The sequence below is a fragment of the Pseudoruminococcus sp. genome, assembly GCF_047012705.1.
Lineage (GTDB): Bacteria > Bacillota > Clostridia > Oscillospirales > Acutalibacteraceae > Pseudoruminococcus.
On sequence record NZ_JBKXNW010000004.1, the window covers coordinates 19,399 to 39,412 of the forward strand.

12 protein-coding genes are annotated in these 20,014 nt (G+C 36.3%); all 12 read left to right on the forward strand.

Annotated elements, in window-relative coordinates; all coding sequences use genetic code 11:
• Positions 1-161 precede the first annotated feature (161 nt).
• The 12 genes from ACLU24_RS04810 (at position 162) to ACLU24_RS04865 (ending at position 19,743) form a co-directional block, all read left to right on the forward strand.
• A complete protein-coding gene (locus ACLU24_RS04810) occupies positions 162-2,522 on the forward strand; it encodes a phage/plasmid primase, P4 family (RefSeq protein ID WP_412610712.1) in 2,361 nt (786 codons plus the stop codon).
• Positions 2,523-2,640: 118 nt separating this feature from the next.
• Positions 2,641-2,955: a hypothetical protein gene (locus tag ACLU24_RS04815; protein WP_412610713.1), complete on the forward strand. Its 315-nt coding sequence runs from the start codon at positions 2,641-2,643 to the stop codon at positions 2,953-2,955.
• Positions 2,948-3,157, forward strand: a complete 210-nt coding sequence (locus ACLU24_RS04820; RefSeq protein WP_412610715.1) for a hypothetical protein — start codon at positions 2,948-2,950, stop codon at positions 3,155-3,157. Before ACLU24_RS04815 ends, ACLU24_RS04820 begins: the two co-directional genes overlap by 8 nt.
• A gap of 147 nt (positions 3,158-3,304) precedes the next feature.
• Positions 3,305-4,228 carry a phage major capsid protein gene (locus tag ACLU24_RS04825; RefSeq protein ID WP_412610717.1) on the forward strand — a complete coding sequence of 308 codons (924 nt, stop codon included), beginning with the start codon at positions 3,305-3,307 and terminating at the stop codon, positions 4,226-4,228.
• A gap of 5 nt (positions 4,229-4,233) precedes the next feature.
• Positions 4,234-4,425 (forward strand): transposon-encoded TnpW family protein, encoded by a 192-nt coding sequence (locus ACLU24_RS04830; protein WP_412610718.1) that lies wholly within the window; start codon positions 4,234-4,236, stop codon positions 4,423-4,425.
• Positions 4,426-4,499: 74 nt separating this feature from the next.
• The gene (locus ACLU24_RS04835; protein WP_412610720.1) at positions 4,500-6,167 is read left to right on the forward strand and encodes a recombinase family protein; all 1,668 of its coding nucleotides are present in this window, start codon (positions 4,500-4,502) and stop codon (positions 6,165-6,167) included.
• Between the two features lie 190 nt (positions 6,168-6,357).
• On the forward strand, positions 6,358-8,520 hold the full coding sequence (locus ACLU24_RS04840; RefSeq protein WP_412610721.1) for an EAL domain-containing protein: 2,163 nt from the start codon (positions 6,358-6,360) through the stop codon (positions 8,518-8,520).
• A gap of 178 nt (positions 8,521-8,698) precedes the next feature.
• Positions 8,699-12,436: a S8 family serine peptidase gene (locus ACLU24_RS04845; RefSeq protein WP_412610723.1), complete on the forward strand. Its 3,738-nt coding sequence runs from the start codon at positions 8,699-8,701 to the stop codon at positions 12,434-12,436.
• 403 nt (positions 12,437-12,839) lie between these two features.
• On the forward strand, positions 12,840-13,625 hold the full coding sequence (locus tag ACLU24_RS04850; RefSeq protein WP_412610724.1) for a YdcF family protein: 786 nt from the start codon (positions 12,840-12,842) through the stop codon (positions 13,623-13,625).
• Between the two features lie 244 nt (positions 13,626-13,869).
• Positions 13,870-16,677 (forward strand): fibronectin type III domain-containing protein, encoded by a 2,808-nt coding sequence (locus tag ACLU24_RS04855; protein ID WP_412610725.1) that lies wholly within the window; start codon positions 13,870-13,872, stop codon positions 16,675-16,677.
• Positions 16,678-16,883: 206 nt separating this feature from the next.
• Positions 16,884-17,147, forward strand: coding sequence for a 30S ribosomal protein S15 (gene rpsO / locus ACLU24_RS04860; protein WP_022264901.1), 264 nt, complete (start codon positions 16,884-16,886; stop codon positions 17,145-17,147).
• Between the two features lie 409 nt (positions 17,148-17,556).
• Complete coding sequence (locus ACLU24_RS04865) at positions 17,557-19,743, forward strand: polyribonucleotide nucleotidyltransferase (protein WP_412610727.1); 2,187 nt, start codon at positions 17,557-17,559, stop codon at positions 19,741-19,743.
• The last annotated feature ends 271 nt before the right edge of the window (positions 19,744-20,014 follow it).

The window sequence follows — 20,014 nt, forward strand, 5'->3', positions numbered from 1 at the left end:
TCTTCCTAAAAAACGTCCTTTTGATGCCTCTTTCAAGGCTAACAGTTAGGAAGGACAGAAATTCTTTCAAATGTATCCGCTCAAACTGTAAAGCTTTCTCCAGCGGGAAAGTGTAAAGACGATACAGAGAGCTGTCCTTAGGAAGGAGGTCATACAGATGTATGGATAAGAAAAACGAAAAACTGAATGTGGAGATTTTCGATTACTCCACGATACCCAAGTTCATGAAAGACCATGGCAGGTTCTGTCTGTGGAAGCTTGTAATGAAACCGGGTAAGACAAAGCCTGACAAAATACCATATCAGCTTAACGGAAAACGAGCCGATGCTACTAATCCACAGCATTATTCATCTTTTGATGAAACTGTGGAGGCATTTGCTAATGGTGGTTATGCAGGTATCGGTATTGGGTGCTTTGAACCATTAAGGCTTGTGGATGTTGATGACTGCGTTGTTAATGGAAAGCTTGATGCAAGAGGTCAGGATATTGTTGATACCCTTGACTCCTATACTGAACTTAGTCCGTCAGGCAATGGTATTCATATCTTTATTCTTGCAGATGGATTTGCCTATGACAGTGAACGCTACTACATCAATAATCGCAATACCCATGTGGAAGTCTATGCCCCTGATGTTACAGGCAAATTTCTCACACTGACAGGAAAAGCAATTCATGGTGCAGATGTTAATGAACATAGTGAGCAATTACAGATGGTTTTGGATAAGTACATGAAAAGACCCGATGCAGATGTTACTGCTCCTGTTGTAGACACTCCCGGTAGTTTTCTATCCGATGAAAGTGTCTATACCAAGGCATCAAAATCAAAGCAGGCAGATAAGTTCAACTCTCTGTGGAATGGTGAAATACCTGAAGGTAAATCTCAAAGTGAAGCAGATATGGCATTAGCTGAAATACTTGCTTTCTGGTGTGGTGGTAACACCGAGCAGATGGACAGACTTTTCAGACGATCAGGCTTGATGCGTGACAAGTGGGACAGAGTTCAAAGTGGTTCTACCTATGGAATGATTACACTCACAAATGCAGTAAAGAAATGTACTGCATTTTACAGTCCGATGATGGCAACTGCTGATGAGGATTTCAACGACATTCTTTCAAAGCTTACTGAATTCAACCTGCTTGAAAACAGACGCTACCGAAGTGGTGATATCGGCTATGGCAGACTCTTCGCAGATATGTTCAAAGCAATCGCAAGATATGTACCTGAACGTAAGAAGTGGTTTGTCTATGACGGTAAACGATGGGTACCCGATATTGCGAATCTTAAAATCATGGAACTTGGTAAGGACTTGGCAGATGCAATGCTTCTTTACACTTCAACGATTAAGGATGAAGAAAAAAGACTGCTTTTCTTAAAGGAAAGCAAGTACTGGCAGCAACGCAGATTCCGTGAAACCTATATCAAGGAGGCACAGAGCGTTTATCCCGTGCCGATGGAGAAATTCGACAGTAACAGATACCTGTTCAACTGCAATAACGTCACTTTTGATTTAAGGACAGGCATTCCTAAGGAGCACTCCCCGGAGGACTTCTTAACCAAAATCAGTCCTGTCGATTATGACCCCGATGCAACAAGTGAACGCTTTGATAGGTTTATTGATGAAGTTATGAGCGCTGACAGAGATAAGGCATTGTTTCTTCAAAAGGCACTCGGCTATGGTATCTGTGGTGATACCCGTTATGAATGTATGTTTTTCCTTTATGGCGAAACTACCAGAAATGGCAAAGGAACGCTTATGGAAAGTGTACTCAGGGTTCTTGGTGATTATGGTAAAGCCGTAAGACCTGAAACTATCGCACAAAAGCATACTGTTAATTCGCAGGCTCCAAGTGAAGATATTGCCCGACTTGCAGGTATCCGATTTGCCAATATATCTGAGCCGAGCAGAGGCTTAGTACTTAATGCTGCACAGGTAAAGAATATGACAGGAAATGACACACTTAACGCAAGATTTCTCAACGAGAACAGTTTTGATTTTGAACCACAGTTCAAACTCTACATCAACACCAATTATCTTCCTGTGATTTCCGATATCACGATGTTTTCTTCAAACAGAGTTATCATCATTCCTTTTGACAGGCACTTCGAGCCTTGGGAGCAGGACAGAACGCTCAAAGAGGAATTCGCAAGACCAACAACGCAGAGTGCAATCCTTAACTGGCTTATAGCCGGGTATCGCATTCTTCATGATGAAGGGTTCGTACAGCCATCAGCAGTAACTGCAGCTATCAGTGCTTATCAGTATGAAAGCGACAAGCTGGCACAGTTTGCAGAAGAAAGGCTTGTGCCTGATGCTACCGCTGAAGTTAAGACTGCAGTTGTATATGAAGAATATCGCAGATGGTGCAGTGACAATGGGTGCTACTGCGAAAACAACAGAAACTTCCTGCACGAACTTCGCAAATTCGGTCGTGTAGAAAGAAAGAGACCACAGTCAGGCGGTGACAAAACCACAATCCTGATTGGTTATTCCATTAAGGATTATGTGGAGCCACTGTTCTAACTATTTTTTGTGGCACTTTGTGGCAGGTATTTTAAGCCCTATCACGTAAGGTTTTATATTTTTTTCTAGCTGAAATCATCTGCCACAACCTGCCCCAAGCGTGAAAGGAGAACCGATAATGGATATTCATTACTATCCCGTAGTGGATTGTGACCCTAAAGGTACGGAGAAGATTGCACTGTGTATGTGCAGGGATGAAAAGACCGTATCCGACAACCATGCCATGTGGCTTGAAGAGGTGGTGCCTTATTACTTCCGATTAAAGGTTCGTAATACCAATACCAACAGAGCCAACGGCAAATACAAAATACGCTGTCCCTTCTGCAACAGTCACTTAAGACCTGTTACCAAAAGAGCCAGCGATACAAGACTTGAACTGTATGTATGCAGTTCCTGTGCAGATACCAAGAAAGGAGGCATACACCATGCTTAATAAAGAGTTCTTTGATAAGCACTTCAAGATGCATAACAGGCTTGTTCTTTATACACCTGAGAACATCAAGATTACCATCTCAAAGGCTTACCACTTCCATCTTAATGGCGGTCATCAGGACTTTGATATCCATGACAGTCAGGACTTAGCAGAGCTTTGTGAATATTACAAGCTTTCTATCGAAAGACATGATGATATGTAACTGACACTTCGTGGGCAGGGGCAGTTGAAATCTCTACAGTGCATAGAGCGACTACCGGTTGGGCAAAGCCACGCACAAAAATCGCAAAATCAAAGGGGTAATTAACCCCTAATCAAAAATCAAACAAATTATGGAGGATTTATATCTATGAATACAAGTTTTATTACTACACATGACCCTGAATATGACAAGGCATTCTGGAATGCAATGAAGGGGAACAATGCATCTGCTGAAACACTTAGCAGTGGCAAGACATCTATGGGCACTATCAAGCTTCCTTCCTATACTGCAGGCAAGTTTTCAGAAGCATTAGCCAAGGAAAGCTTATTCCGTAATATTGGTACTGTTCTTTACAATCAGGGAGACCACAAGTTCTGGGCGAGAGACTGTGATGATACCGCATCATTCGTTCCTGAAGGTACTGCTATTCCTATCTATGACGGTATGGAAGATTTTACTCCTTATGATATTTACAGTCACAAGCTTGCAGCAGTCATCCGTATGGACGAGGATTTTGTTTTCAGTCCCGGCTATAACTTTGAAAAGCACATGACTGCTCATCTTACAAAGGCATTCTCCCGTGCAGAAGAAAAAGCCTTTATCACAGGTAACGGTACTACAGAACCTGTTGGTATTCTTTCTGATAATGGTGGTGCTGAAGTCGGTGCTACTGCATCAGCACTTACATACGATGATGTTGTGGCTCTTTACTTTTCTGTAAAGCCTGAATATCGCAAGAACGGTAAGTGGCTTATGAACGATGAAACGGCATTTGCACTTCGCAGAGTAAAGGATGCTGATGGCAACTATATCTGGAATCACAGTAACGATACCATTCTTGGTAAAGAAGTAATGATTTCAGAATTCATGCCTAATGCAGCTGCAGGTGCATCACCTGTTGCCTTTGGTGATTTCAGCTACTACACCATCGTAGACCGTGACCATACAAGCGTTAAGGCACTTCGTGAGAAGTTCGCTATGAACAGTCAGATTGGATATCTTGGCATTGAATTCCTTGACGGAAAGCTTGTAAGACCCGAGGCAGTCAAGGTGCTTAAGATTGAGGGTTAATGTCTATGGTAGAAACATTACATGAAGGTAAACCTTGTCGTGTTTCTGAAATGCAAATTGGTGCAACACTCTTTACAGTTATTTCTGTAGAGAGTGTTGATGCCAAGGAAACAGCCTATGACAAGGTGAAGAAACTGATTGTTAATCACACAAATTCACTTGCAAAAGTTTGTGCAGATTATTATCCGAAAGTTTAGGAATATGACTTGATATAAGTGTGATAGTACGGGAATATATAATCCCGCTTGAAGACTGTCGGAAAGGAGCAAATATGATAAAACAAAATAATAACAGACAGTCTTTCAGTACTATCGCAAATGATAGAATTACGGCATTATATTGCCGACTTTCAAGAGATGATGAACTTCAGGGAGAAAGTAACAGTATCGTCAATCAGAAGGCTATTCTCAAAAAATATGCCGATGACAATGGTTTTAGAAACATTGAATTCTTTGTGGACGATGGTTACAGTGGTACAAACTTTAACAGACCCGACTGGTTAAGACTTATTGCCATGGTCGAGGAAGGAAAAATCGGAACAGTCATTGTCAAGGATATGAGCCGACTTGGAAGAGATTACCTTCAGGTAGGAATGTATACCGAGATGGTATTTCCAAACGCTGATATCCGATTCATTGCAATCAATAACGGAGTTGATAGCGATAATCAGCAGGACAGTGATTTTACACCATTCCTTAATATCATTAACGAATGGTATGCCAAGGATACTTCCAAGAAAATCAGAGCAGTATTTAAAGCCAAAGGTGAAGCTGGAAAACCACTATGTACAAATCCACCTTATGGATATGTGAAAGACCCGGAGGATAAGCACCATTGGATTATTGAAGAAACAGCAGCAAATGTAGTACGCAGGATATTTAACCTTTGCGTTGACGGATATGGTCCAAGTCAGATTGCGTCAATACTTGAAAAGGATAAGGTTCTTGTACCTTCTGCTTACTACAAATCACTTGGCATAAATTATCCTGCAGTTGTACCGAATAATCCATATGCTTGGCAGTCAAGAACTGTTGCAGATTTGCTTTTACATCAGGAGTACTTAGGTCACACAGTTAATTTCAAAACTTACAAGAAATCATATAAGTCTAAGAAAACATTACAAAATGACCCTTCCAAGTGGCAAATATTCGAAAATACCCATGAGGCTATTATCGATCAGGAAACTTTTGATATTGTTCAACGAATCCGTGATGGCAGACGTAGACGAACACCTATGGGTGAAATGCCTATTCTTTCCGGGATGTTGTATTGTGCAGATTGTGGTGCAAAGCTTTATCAGGTAAGAGCCAAAGGCTGGACACACGAGCAAGAACATTTCGTATGTGCTACATATCGTAAGGTCAAAGGTGGATGTTCATCGCATCAGATTCACAATGTTCAAGTGGAAGAAATACTCCTTAGAGAACTCCATCGAATCACTGCGTATGCTCGTGAGCATGAAAGTGAGTTTATCGCACTTGTGACAAAGCAAAGTGAGAAAGAACTTAATCGTCAACTGCGTGATAGCCACAAGGAATTAGAACAGGTAAAAAGTAGAATTGCAAAGCTGGACACCATTGTTCAAAGACTTTATGAAGATAATCTTGATGGTAAGATTTCGGATGAGCGTTTTGCAAGAATGTCAGCAACCTACGATGCTGAGCAGACAGAACTTGAGCAAAGACAGACTGAACTTCAGGAGTTCATCGACAAATCAAATGAGCAAACATTGAATGTGGACTCATTTCTCAAGGTGGTACGAAAGTACACTGATATTACAGAACTTACTGCTGAAATCATCAGAAGTTTTGTTGAGAGAATTGATGTTTACAAACCTGAAAAGGTGCCGGGAACAAGAACTAAAAAGCAGACCATCTGCATCCATTGGAATTTTATTGGTGCAGTTGATATCCCGGCAGACAAAGAAAAAACGGCATAACCTACATTGTCGTAAGTTATGCCGATTATTTCAGAGATTAAAAATCCCTAATTGAAGCCACCTAATGCGGTGCTTTTTTATTTTAATTATAAAAATAATGTCAAAAGGTTTGTTTTATATTGAAAAATCTGTTAAATTTTGCTACAATTAGTCTGGGTGGTATAAATTTTGTTTCAGGAGGGAAAGATTGATGGTAAACAAAATCCACGATGAAGAAATAAGAATTTTAATTTCTGATAGCAATCCTGAAAACCGTAAGATTTTTGCAAAGGCTCTTGAAGAAAAATATCTTATTATAGAGGCAGAGAGCGGAGACGAAACCTTACAAATTTTAGTTAAAAATAATTATAGCATAGACCTTATGATTATTTCGGATAAACTTTCTGATAGGGCAGATGTTGATGTCCTAAAAAATCTTAAAAACAGCTATTATTTGAACGATATTCCTGTTATGCTTATTGCGGATGGTATTGAGGAAAATATTCAGAGTGTATATGATATAGGAATACTTGATTGTATTTCGGCAAATATGAATAAAGCGGCTATAATCAGAAGAGTTGAAAACGCTCTGATGCTTACTGCAAGAGAAAAAAACTTTATACGAATTATTAGTGAGCAAAAGAAAGAATTTGATGATAATAATTTTCAGTTTCAGGATATAGACCAGCTTACCGGAACACTTAATATTAATGGTTTTCGTAAGCGTGCAGAATATCTTATAAGAAATAATCCAAACGAAAAGTATGTTATGTGGTTTTGCGATATAAAGAAATTTAAGTTTGTAAATGATTTGTTTGGATATGAAGTAGGCGATAGGCTTATAAGATATTGGGCGGGACTTGTTGTAAAGCTTATTGGTGATAATGAGGCATGTGGAAGATTTTCAGGTGATACACTTGTTACTCTGACAAAATTCAAGGGTGAAGATGATATTCGTAAAAACTTTGATATAGTTTGCAATAAGGTTTGCAATTATCTTATAAGACCTGGAACAAGCTACAATGTAGAAATTGCAGCAGGTATATATGAGCTTAAGCCAGAGGATATGAGCAATCCTAATATAAATCAGATGTTCGATTGGGCTAATGTTGCACAAAAAAGCGTTAAAAATCTCAGCGGAAATCAGCTTGGAATTTTTGGCGAAGAAATGTGGCGTAAGCAGTGGAGAGAACTTGTTATAAGCCAGAGCATAGATAGTGCCTTAGAAAATGGTGAGATTTCGGTTTGGCTTCAACCTCAATATAATTTTGTAACAGACAGAATCATAGGTGCAGAGGCCCTTTGCAGATGGACTCATAGTTCATTAGGCTGGATTTCTCCAGGAGAGTTTATACCTATCTTAGAGAGAACAGGTCAGATTGCTCAGCTTGATTACTATATTTGGGAGCAAGCTTGTAAGCTTATGAGAAAATGGCTTGACCAAGGAAGCTTTATCCCTGTTTCCGTTTCTGTCAATATTTCAAGAATAGACCTTCTTGATGACAGAATATATAGTCGACTTACTAACCTTCTTAAAAAGTATGATATTCCAGCATCTATGCTCAGGCTTGAAATTACAGAAAGTGCATATATGAGTAAGCCTGAGGTTCTTATAGGTGTTGTCGATAAACTTCATGAGCTTGGATTTACTGTTGAAATGGACGATTTCGGTAGTGGTTTTTCTTCTCTCAATATGCTCAAAGAAGTTCAGGTTGATGTACTTAAAATGGACCTTAGGTTCTTGCAAAATGAAAAAAATGGCAATGGAGATAAGGGCGGAAAAATCATAAACGCTGTTATTCGTATGGCACATGAGCTTACAATTCCAGTTGTTGCAGAGGGTGTAGAAACCAAACAACAAGCACTTTTTTTAAGTAATGTTGGTTGTGCCTTAATGCAGGGTTATTATTTCTCAAAACCTTTACCAGTAGAAGAATTTGAAGAGCTTGTAAAAACTATGCACGAAAGAAAAGATAATGAAATCCGTAATCTGGATTCTATTATAGAAGATGATATTAAGGAAAGCTCTGCACAAATTACACCTCTTAAATATTCTCATTATCTCTTGACACCTGATTTTAAATTGGCAAAGTGCGATGCTAATTTTACAGAAATAACAGGCTATACTTGGGAAGATGTTATAGAAAATCAGCTTACACAGTATGATTTGATTTTAGAAGAAGAGAGAGCAGTTTATCGCAAGATAATAGATGATACACTCAAAACTTCTCAGGAAGTATATCTAAAACATAGAATCAAACGCAAAGACGGAACATTGGTCTTTGTTAATTGCTTAGGCCACCCTGCAATAAATGGCTATACTGGCGAACATTGCTTTGCAGTAAGAATAGTTGCAGATATGACAGAAAAATAATATAATAATTCAGTTTAAGCCTGTATCGTAAGGGTGATTATGATACAGGCTATAATTATATGGTGTACATTTTAAGAAATATGTGATATAATAGCTTTAAATGTCTTAATTTAATTATCCTATAAATGAAGTATTACATTTTTGAAAAATAAAATTTTGACCAAAAGAGGTTTTTGCATTGAAAAAAAGAATAACATTCGTTGTTGCATTAGTTCTTTTGCTTACAACGATTTTTGTCTTGCCTCTTACAAGTACCGTAAAAGAACAAGAAGAGGATAAGACTATATATAAATCCTCGCTTGTTATCAACGATAAAGTTAATACAGAGAATAAGGTAGAATTTATAAATAAAGATGAGAATTCTACCATTCCATATAAGAATACAGATATAGTTACGGTAACAACGGAGCTTACTACCGCCTCATTAAGTGAAAGCTATTTAAAGTCTGCACAAAAGATAAGTTTACAAAAATATATTTCTGATAAACAGACAAAAAATCTTCTTGCGAGTATTAAAAACGAACAAAATAAATTTATAAACTCTCTTGAAAATATAATAGGAAAGCAAGAAACCGATAGCATAAAATCAACGGCAGTCGTTATGAATTCGGTATCTTTTAGTTGTGAATACGAAAAAATTGCTGAGATTAAAAAGCTTGATGGTATTAAGCGTATATATCTTTCTATAGAGCTTAATCCTTATGAAGATACCGAAAATAAGTCTATTCCGGTATCGGATAGTGCTGATATAAAAGAAGATTCAAAAGAAACAGAATTGACAGGTTCAGGAACGGTTACTGCTATTCTTGATACTGGTTTTGATATAAATCATGAAATTTTTACACTTGATGCAGAAAACGGAAAATATAAGCAAGATGATTTTATGTATCTTGTTTCAAATCTTCACACTTGTATAAATGGCGATTTTACACCAACTGCATTATATATAAACCAGAAACTTTTATATGCTTATGATTATGCCGATAACGATAACAATGTTCTTTCTGATAATTGTGAGCATGGAACTATGGTTGCCGGAATTATCGGAGGCAGTATAGAGAATATTTCTTCTGCAAGTAATGCGTATAATAGTCAACTTCTGCTTATGAAATGCAGTTCTGATTTATCAAAGGTGGCAGATAGTACAGTTATTTTGAGTGCGATAGAGGATTCTCTTATTTTAGGTGCGGATATTATCAATATAAGCTATGGCAGTGAAAAGATACTTGATAGCAATTTTGCGGCAAGTTTTAATGCTATGTTTGAGAGAATTCATAAGTGCGGAACAGCAGTTGTAATGCCTGCCGGTAACCTCGGAAAGGCTGATTCTGACAGTACTGTTGAAAATGGTACGGCATCGCCAATAGCTTCACTTTCCGGAGTTCTTTCCGTTTCATCTGCTGAGGGACAAAGTAATTATTCTCTGTTTTTCCTTTATAATGATGAAAGAATAGAATATATACTGCCAAAGTTTTCTGACGGAAGAACTGATTATTCTTTCTATAATATAAATGATGGTGATTATAATTATGTTATATATAATGATAGTCTGAAAGATGATAAAAGTATAGAACTTAAAAACAAAGTTGTTTTTGTATCTGATAAACAAGAGAATATAGAATCTGCCATAAATCTCGCTGAGCAGAGAGGTGCTTTGGCAATAGTTATTTTTGGCAATGATAAAACAAAACTTACTGAAACAACAACAGTTCCGACCGCTATTGTGAAGAATACATCAATCGAGGATTTTAAAGAATCCGGTGGAATAAGAATATCAACAGAATATATTCTTACAAGTGATAATGAAAACTACAAAAAGATTTCTACAAATGCATCTTATGGTTCTAATGGCAGTCTTTCAATAAATCCTTTGCTTGCTGAAACTTCACCAAGTTATTCTTCAATTCCAAATAATCGCTATGGTACAGCAAACGGTTCATCGTTTTCATCGGCACTTGTTTCAGGAAAGCTTGCACTTTTAAAAGAGTATATCAATAATGATAAACGCTTTGAGAAATACTCAGCAGAGCAGAAAAATGATCTTGCATATAAGCTTATAACAAGTACGGCTGATATTATTGAGGACAGAGATGATTCAGCGAAAGAAACTGTTCGCACACAGGGGGCAGGTCTTGTTAATTTAGATAACGCTTTAAGTGCAAACGCTTATATTTCAAGTGGGTTTACAGTTCTTGGCAGCAGTGATATTGGCTCGTATGAAGTTAATCTTGATATTACTAATATAACTGATAAAAAAATTACCCTTACTCCATCGCTTATACTTTCCTCTGAAAAATATGATTCAAAAGGTAAAAAGACATATCGTGAGGACATTATAAGCAGTAATTATCTTGTAAAATTTATTGTAGATGATAAGGAAATAAATACCATAAGCCTTGATGCAAATAAGACTAAAACCGTTACTATTAAAATTAAGCTCAATTCAGCTTTTATTCTTGAACAAAGAGCTTATTTCTCAGAAGGTTTTTATCTCGATGGATATGTTCTTTTTTCTCAAGAAGATGATGTAACAATAAGTTCATCGTTACTTGGTTTTGTAGGAAACTATGCACAGGAAAGTGCTTTTGGCAGCTTTATATATGATAGCAATGAAAAGGCTGATAAACAAAGCAGCTATCTTTATCTTTCTACTAACAACGAAGAAGAATTTAACTATTCTATGTTGCTTGGATATAATAAATTTACTAAGGTCTTTGATGGGGAAAATATTTCGTTTAATGCAAATACCTTGCAAACAGCTTTGAACAATTTGTCAGCTACAAATCCTACATTATATATACGCTCGCTTGCTAAAAGAAATCTTATTGATTTTAAATGCGTTATAAAGAACGATAGCGGAGCTGTTATATATGAAAGCGAAGCCTTTAACAGAAACAGAGCGGATTCTAATGATAATTCTACTTCAATAAATACTATGCTTTCTTCACTTAGCGATGGAAAATATATTCTTACAATAAGTGGTAAAATCGAGGAATCTATAGGAAATATTTCAGAGCAGAAAAGAAGCTTTAACTTTACTGTGGATAATAAAAAACCAAGCAAAACATCATATAAGACTTATTTTGCTGATAAGAAAACTTATCTTGAAATTTCGGGATATGATAATAATGCAATACAGGGTTTTGATATATATGTTGCGGTTTATAATGGCAAAGCTGGAAAGTATGAATATAGCAGTTCTATCTATAATCTTATGGAAGACGCAAATATAGGCTTTGATAAAAGTTCTATAGTTTATGTTGGACAAAAATCTGATTCTAACGGAAACACAACATTTACTTATGATATTACAAAGCTGAAATCTGCGTTAAAAAAACTTGCTAAAAAATATGATGACGATGAAAAATCCCTTAAAATTTCGCAAAATAAGGTTGCTTTTGCAGCGGTAGATTATGCCTATAATATTTCTGATATTAAGCTTTGCGACACTATTGTATATGATGACCTTACGCTTGAATTTGTTGATAAAGATGGAAAGGCTGTAAGCGGAGTTGAAGCCGAGATAAATTCAAAGAGCTTTACATCTGATGAAAACGGAAAGATTGTTTGTGCAAATCTTCCGGCAGGTGAATATAAGGTTAAGCTTACAAATATTCCAAATAAGCTTTGCATTGAAAAAAATCCGTTTAGGGCATCTACGGGAAAAAGTTCAGAGGATTTTGTTAATACAATAAAACTTATGCCTGAGGGAACTTATAAAGAGAGTAAAGATGAATCATCTGTGATTCAGCAATCCGGCGGTAATCGTGATGAACAAAAACCAAGTAAGGAATTGAACCCGATAGAACAACCTGATGACGCAGATAATTCTATTTATGCTTTAATATTCGTTGCAGCGCTTCTTGCCATAAGTATTGCTTCGTTCTTAATCAGCAGAAAAAAATTTAAGCATTAAGTTTTGAATTTTAAAGACAGAAAGCTCTTTTTGGGCTTTCTGTTTTATTATAAAATAAAAGTATTTATATCCCTCCTAAATAATGTATAATAATAAACTCTTAATTGGCAACGACCTTATGCCTTACACACTTTTAGCGGTTTATTCACTGCAAGTATAATTAAGGTTTATTGCTTACTATCAACACTAAATGTGTATCTATATATTATTATAGGCAATAATTTTAGTTATGTCAAGGCAATAAACACAATTTGTGTAAAAATGGAATTTATTTAAGTGATTATAGTTATTTGTTAAAAAATTGTCAGAAAGTTGTCAGCGATTTTTTGAGATTTCTTAAACATCTATTAACAATATTTTTACTGAAATATGTTAGAATATGTTGAAAAAAGGGGGATTTATTTTGAAAAAATTGAGTATTGTTAAAATTATATTAAGAGTGCTATTTTCGTTGATATTTTTAGGATTGGCGATATGGTTCATACTCCCTATGAGAGTTTCAATTTTTGATATTGGCAACTTACTTGGATTATTTTTATCTATATGTGGTTTTGTGATTTCAATTTTTTGGAATAAATTTAAAAGTATTTTGAAGAAAATCAGCAGTAAAAAACTTGGAAAATGTATACTTGCAGTAGTTATTTCTTTAATTACTATTGGGGCTTCATATGTTGTGGTTATTAGTGGTTTTATGATTGCAACGGCAGTAAAGGCTCCGACTAAAAACTCTACGGTAGTTGTACTTGGCTGTAAGGTTAATGGGACAAATCCAAGTTTGATGCTTTCAAAAAGGCTTGAGGCTGCATATGAGTATCTTAATGAAAATAAAAATTCAGTTTGCATTGTTTCTGGCGGAAAAGGTTCTAATGAGGGGATAAGTGAAGCTCAGTGTATGTATAATTATTTGACTGAAAAGGGAATATCTTCCGATAGAATAATTATGGAGGATAAGTCTACTACCACCTCGGAAAATCTTGAATTTTCTAAAAAAATCATTGAAGAAAAAGGTTATAGTAAGGATATTGCGATAGTTACAGATGGATTTCACGAATTTAGAGCGAATATGCTTGCAAAAAAGGTTGGCTTGAATCCTACAGGTGCAGTGAGTGCGGATACGCCGTTATATCTTCTTGCAACATATCATTTTAGGGAAACGATAGCGATTGCTAATGAAGCAATTTTCGGGTAAATATTTAGAAATTTAATTAAGCAAGAAAGCAAGTGATGGTTTAAACTGTCACTTGCTTTTTACTATATTTAGATGAAATATAGAGTACAGTTTCTAAAGCAGTTGAAATTTTTGTATCTATAAATATATATAAAATGCACAAAAAAATTAAACGGATTGACAGTAAAATGATTGAGTGGTATAATAAATATAGGAAAATATAGATTTTTCTGTATTTTTTAGTAAAATAAAGGCGGTGTTAACAATGGTTAATGTTTTTGGAAAGAAAGCCGTTAGTTCTGTTTTGGCAGTTCTCATTTTTCTTTCGGTATTTTTGACATTACCAATGACGGCAGAAAAAGTAAATGCAGCGGTTTCTGCTCCGGAAAATCTAAAAGCTGTATCTTATTCGGATAGTGCTGTAAGGCTCAACTGGTCTAAAGCTAATGGTGTGACTGGCTATATTGTGTATTATAGTACTGATAACTCTAATTTTACCAGATTGAAAAGTATTACATCCCAGTCAGTAACAGCTTATACTGTTTCTGGACTAAAGGCCGGAACATCTTATTATTTTGCACTTATTTCCTATACAGATGTAAATGGTAAAATTACAAAAAGTTCAAGAACATCTTCAATTAAAGTTACTACAACAAGCAAATCATCTTTATCGGCACCAACAAATTTTAAAATTACGAGATATTCAGATAATGCAGTTATATTAAATTGGAATAAATCATCTAATGTAACAGGATATTATATCTATAGAAGTACAGACGGAAAATCATATTCAGCAATAAGGACATTATCAGCTTCAGCAACATCTTACAGTAATACTTCACTTACATCAGGTAAGAAATATTACTATATGATTTCAGCTTATAAAAAGACATCAACGGGTGCGACAGCAATTAGTCCTAAGAGCAGTGCTGTGAGCGTTACTACAACAAGCAAATCATCTTTACCGGCACCAACAAACTTCAAAATTACGAGATATTCAGATAATGCAATTATTTTAAAATGGGATAAGGTATCTAATGCGACGGGATATTATATCTATAGAAGTACAGACGGAAAATCATATTCAGCAATAAAGACATTATCGGCTTCAGTAACATCTTACAGTAATACTTCTCTCACATCAGGTAAGAAATATTACTATATGATTTCATCATATAATAAAACATCAACAGGTGCTATAGCAATTAGCCCTAAGAGCAGTGCTATAAGCGTTACTACGACAAGCAAATCATCTTTATCAGCACCAGCAAACTTCAAAATTACAAGATACTCGGATAATGCAATTATTTTAAAATGGGATAAGGTATCTAATGCGACGGGATATTATATCTATAGAAGTACAGACGGAAAATCATATTCAGCAATAAAGACATTATCGGCTTCAGCAACATCTTACAATAATGCTTCTCTTACATCAGGTAAGAAATATTACTATATGATTTCAGCTTATAAAAAGACATCAACAGGCACGATAGCAATTAGTCCTAAGAGCAGTGCTATAAATGTTACTACAACAAGTAAATCATCTCTGCCGATACCAACGGGTCTTAGTGGTTCTGCAATCTCTAATAATACAATTAAATTGGCTTGGAACAAAGTATCTAATGTAGCAGGATATTATATTTATAGAAGCACAGACGGAAAATCTTATTCGGCAATAAAAGCACTTTCTCCATCAACAACAACCTATATAGATACTTCTCTTGCAGTAGGTAAGAAATATTATTATATGATTTCATCATATAATAAAACATCAACAGGCGTAGTAGCTATTGGTCCAAAGAGTAGTGCTATAACTGTAACTGCAACTGATAAGGGATTAGTATCGTGTCCTTCAGGCTTGAAGGTTACAGAATGTTCACCAAAAACTATAAAAATCGTATGGAATACGGTTTCTGGCGTAAGTGGATATTATATTTATAGAAGTAGTGATAATGCAAACTTTTCTAATATAAAAACTGTTTCTGCATCAGTAAATTCTTTTACTGACTCAGATTTAAACGCAGATTCTTCGTATTATTATAAGATTGCAGCATATAAAAAGAATAGCGATGGTACTATTACAACAAGTGCTAAAAGTTCTTCTGTAAAAGCAACTACTACATTTCAACCGGTTAATATAACAGAAACAATTCCAACATCGAGCACTTCTATAACCTTAAAGTGGGAAAAATATCCATATGCAAATGGTTATCAGATTTTTAGATTGAATGAGAGCACAAATAATTATGAAAAGGTTGGTTCTACAAATTCAACATCATATACAGATAAAAATTTAAAACCATATACCAGATATTATTATAAAGTCAGAGCATATATAGTAAGCAATGGTATTACATCATATTCTTCTTTTGATATGGCTGATGAAATGACATGCCCTGAAGCAGTTACTAATTTTAGTGCAAAAACTATGACTTATTATTCTATAATGCTCAAGTGGAATGCATCAAGTCTTGCTAAAAGCTATGAGATATATCAGCTTGCACCTAATGAATCGGCGTATCATCTTGTAGCAACGGTTGATTATGATAAAACAAGCTATGTTATTAATAATCTTAATATAAATACTGAATATAAATTCAAAATAAGAATGAACACAAGAACCGGTTCAAATAAGTTTTATAGTGATTTTGCAACAGCGTCTGCTACTACAAAGAGTGTAACTGATGAAATTTCAACATCTAATGAACTTTTTAAAGTAATCAATAATTATAGGGCGTCAAAGAATATTGGCGAACTTAAAAGAAATAAAAATCTTGATAGCCTTGCAGCTATTCGTGCTGAAGAGATAACACAAAAATTCTCTAATACCAGACCGGACGGAACAAATTACGACACAGTTCTATATTATGCGGATATGGATAACTACTATTATGTTGGTGAAAATATCGCTATGGGTATGAAAACTGCTAAGGACGTACTTAATGTTTGGCTTGACAGGGATATTGAATCTCAAAATATAAACAGTAGTCATTATAATGAAATGGGTGTTGCGATGTGTTATAAGGGAAATGTACCTTATTATGTTGTAATATTCTATCGTGCTATGTAATATGGAAAATATCTGATGAATTTTGTAAAAGTAATTAAAAATATCCTTTACAAATTGCTTTCTATGTGGTATACTAATAAGGCTGATTGCCCTAATCTCGGTTATAGGTTTAAGCCATAGGAATTAATAAATTCGGTTTGGAATTCCACATCCTTTTTCTGAGATTCAGCTTAGTAGGGTAAATTTATTAAAAGGTGGAAAAACTAATGCTTAAAGAAGAAAAGGAAGCAATACTTAAAGAGTATGCTACACACGAAGGCGACACAGGTTCACCAGAGGTTCAGATTGCTCTTCTCACAAAGAGAATCAACGACCTTACTGAGCATCTCAAGACTCATAAGAAAGATCATCACTCAAGAAGAGGTCTTTTCAAGATGATTGGTCAAAGACGTTCACTCCTCAACTACCTTATTAAAGTTGATATTGAGCGTTACCGTTCAATCATAGCAAGACTCGGCATCCGTAAGTAATAAGTGGCTGAATGCTGCACGATTGTGTGTTATTTCGCATACGGATTCGACGAGGCATTTTAGTTGCAAAATTAAGCCGAAAATAGCTATATTATGCTATTATACGGTTTCGGGGCAGTCTGTTTATATCACAGACTGCCTTTTTCTTTATAATAAAGAAAAGGCAAGCATTCGCCTTTATCAGTGAGACGAGGATATATAATTATAATGTACGTTTGATAATAACTGTTAGTTTATAATAGTTATCAGAATGTTTTAGCAAAACTTGTTGAGCAATTTCGCATCTTGACGGCGGAGGCACTCCGCCTTGAGCGAAACTTTTAAGTTGAAGCTACACTATAAATTTATATCTTGGTTTCATTGTTAAAGACGGGCTTTGTCGATAAAATTTAAAAACGGAGGAAAATAAATGTTCGAAAATTTTAAGGTTTATGAAACAGAATTTGCGGGTCGTCCTTTGAAAATTGAAACAGGAAAAATGGCTCAGCTTGCAAACGGCTCTTGCCTTGTAAGATATGGAGAAACTTGCGTTCATGTTGCAGTAACAGCAGCTGCAAAGCCAAGAGATGGTGTGGACTTTTTCCCATTGTCTGTTGATTTTGAAGAAAAGCTATATTCTGTTGGCAAAATTCCCGGCTCTTATACAAAGCGTGAAGGTCGCCCTTCTGATAAGGCTATTCTTGTTTCAAGAGTTATAGACCGCCCAATCAGACCGCTTTTCCCTAAGGATATGAGAAATGATGTTTCTGTTGTCTGCACAGTTATGAGCGTAGACCCTGACTGTCAGCCGGAAATCGCAGCAATGATTGGTACATCATTTGCTCTTAGTATTTCAGATATTCCTTGGAATGGCCCTATTTCAGGCGTTTCTGTCGGCTTGATTGACGGCGAATTTATTATTAACCCTACAAAGAGCCAGCGTGAACTTTCACAAATGGCTGTTACAGTTGCTTCAACAGATAGCAGAATCGCTATGATTGAAGCAGGTGCAAATATTATTCCTGACGATGTTATGTATAACGGCATTATGGCAGGTCATCAGGCTAACCAGCAGATTATTGAGCTTATAAAACAAGCTCAGAAGGAAATCGGTAAGCCTAAGTTTGAGTATCCAAGCAATAAGCCTGCAAAGGAAATGTTTGAGTCTATCAGTGATTTTGCTATTGAGGATATTAAGCTTGCTCTTGATACAGACGATAAAAAGGTTCGTGACGAAAGACTTAAGCCTATCTATGATGCGGTTCACGAGAAATTCGATGAGATTTATCCTGATTCTGAGGCTAAGATTGATGAATGCCTTTATCTTACACAGAAGAAAGTTGTCCGCCGTTGGCTTCTTGATGAGCAAAAGCGTGTAGACGGCAGAGGTATGGACGAAATCAGACCACTCGCAGCGGAAGTTTCACTTCTTCCAAGAGTTCATGGTTCAGGTATGTTCACAAGAGGTCAGACACAGGTTCTTACTGTTGCAACTCTTGGCCCTGTCAGCGAACAGCAGACATTTGACGGCATTGACGATGAGGAATCTAAGAGATATATTCATCACTACAATTTCCCATCATACTCTGTAGGCGAAACAAAGCCTTCAAGAGGTCCGGGAAGAAGAGAAATCGGTCATGGTGCATTGGCTGAAAGAGCTTTAGTACCTGTTATTCCTCCAGTTGAGGAGTTCCCATATACAATGAGATTGGTTTCTGAGGTTCTTTCCTCTAACGGCTCAACTTCACAGGGTTCTATCTGTGGTTCTACACTTGCACTTATGGATGCAGGCGTACCTATTAAAGCACCTGTTGCAGGTATTTCTTGCGGACTTATCACAGAGGGCGACCGTTGGATGACTATGGTTGATATTCAGGGTCTTGAGGACTTCTTCGGTGATATGGACTTTAAGGTTGCCGGTACACATGAGGGTATCACAGCTATTCAGATGGACTTGAAGATTAGCGGTCTTACACCTGAAATGATTAAAGAAGCTCTCTATAAGACACACAAGGCAAGAGATTATATCCTTGACGATATTATGCTTCCTGTTATTCCTGAGCCACGCAAGGAGCTTTCTAAGTATGCTCCAAAGATGCTTTCAACAATCATTCCTGTTGATAAGATTCGTGAGGTTATCGGTTCAGGCGGAAAGGTTATCCAAAAGATTTGTGCTGAATGTGATGTCAAGATGGATATTGAAGAGGACGGCCATGTTTATATCAGTGGTATAGACCTTGATAACTGCAAGCGTGCATTGGGTATTGTTGAAACTATTGCACATGACCCGGAGCCAGGTGCGATTTATAAGGGCAAGGTTACAAGAATAATGGATTTCGGTGCATTTGTAGAGATTGCACCAGGAAAAGAAGGACTTTGCCACATTTCACAGCTTGATGTTAAGCGTACAGAAAAAGTTACAGATGTAGTAAATGTTGGAGATATAGTTATAGTTAAGGTTCTTGAAGTTGATGATAAGGGCAGACTTAATCTTTCTCGCAGAGAAGCTCTTATTGAAGTAGAGGGCTTAACACCTGAAAATGAACTTCCACCACGCAGACCAAGTAATGTCGGAAATAGAGGTAAGGGCGGTTTCAGACCAAAGAACAATCAATAAAATCCCTAAGACAATCAAAAGTTTTGCTCAAGGCGGCGAGCCGCCGCTCCCAAGACGCGTTCTACTTTTTTATTAAATTACTGTTTATTATTCGCGTCGAAGTTCTTTAATTAAAAACTTTTTCCAAAGTCAGAGCCTTTGGTCTCCGTCCACAGACGGCGAAATACTTTATACTTCTCTAAGCACAGGAAGGTAGGAAAGCATTTCAATGAAATGTTTTTCGTAGTCAAGCCTCAGAATTGCTTGTGGTGGACTTAGGAAGTTTGCTGTT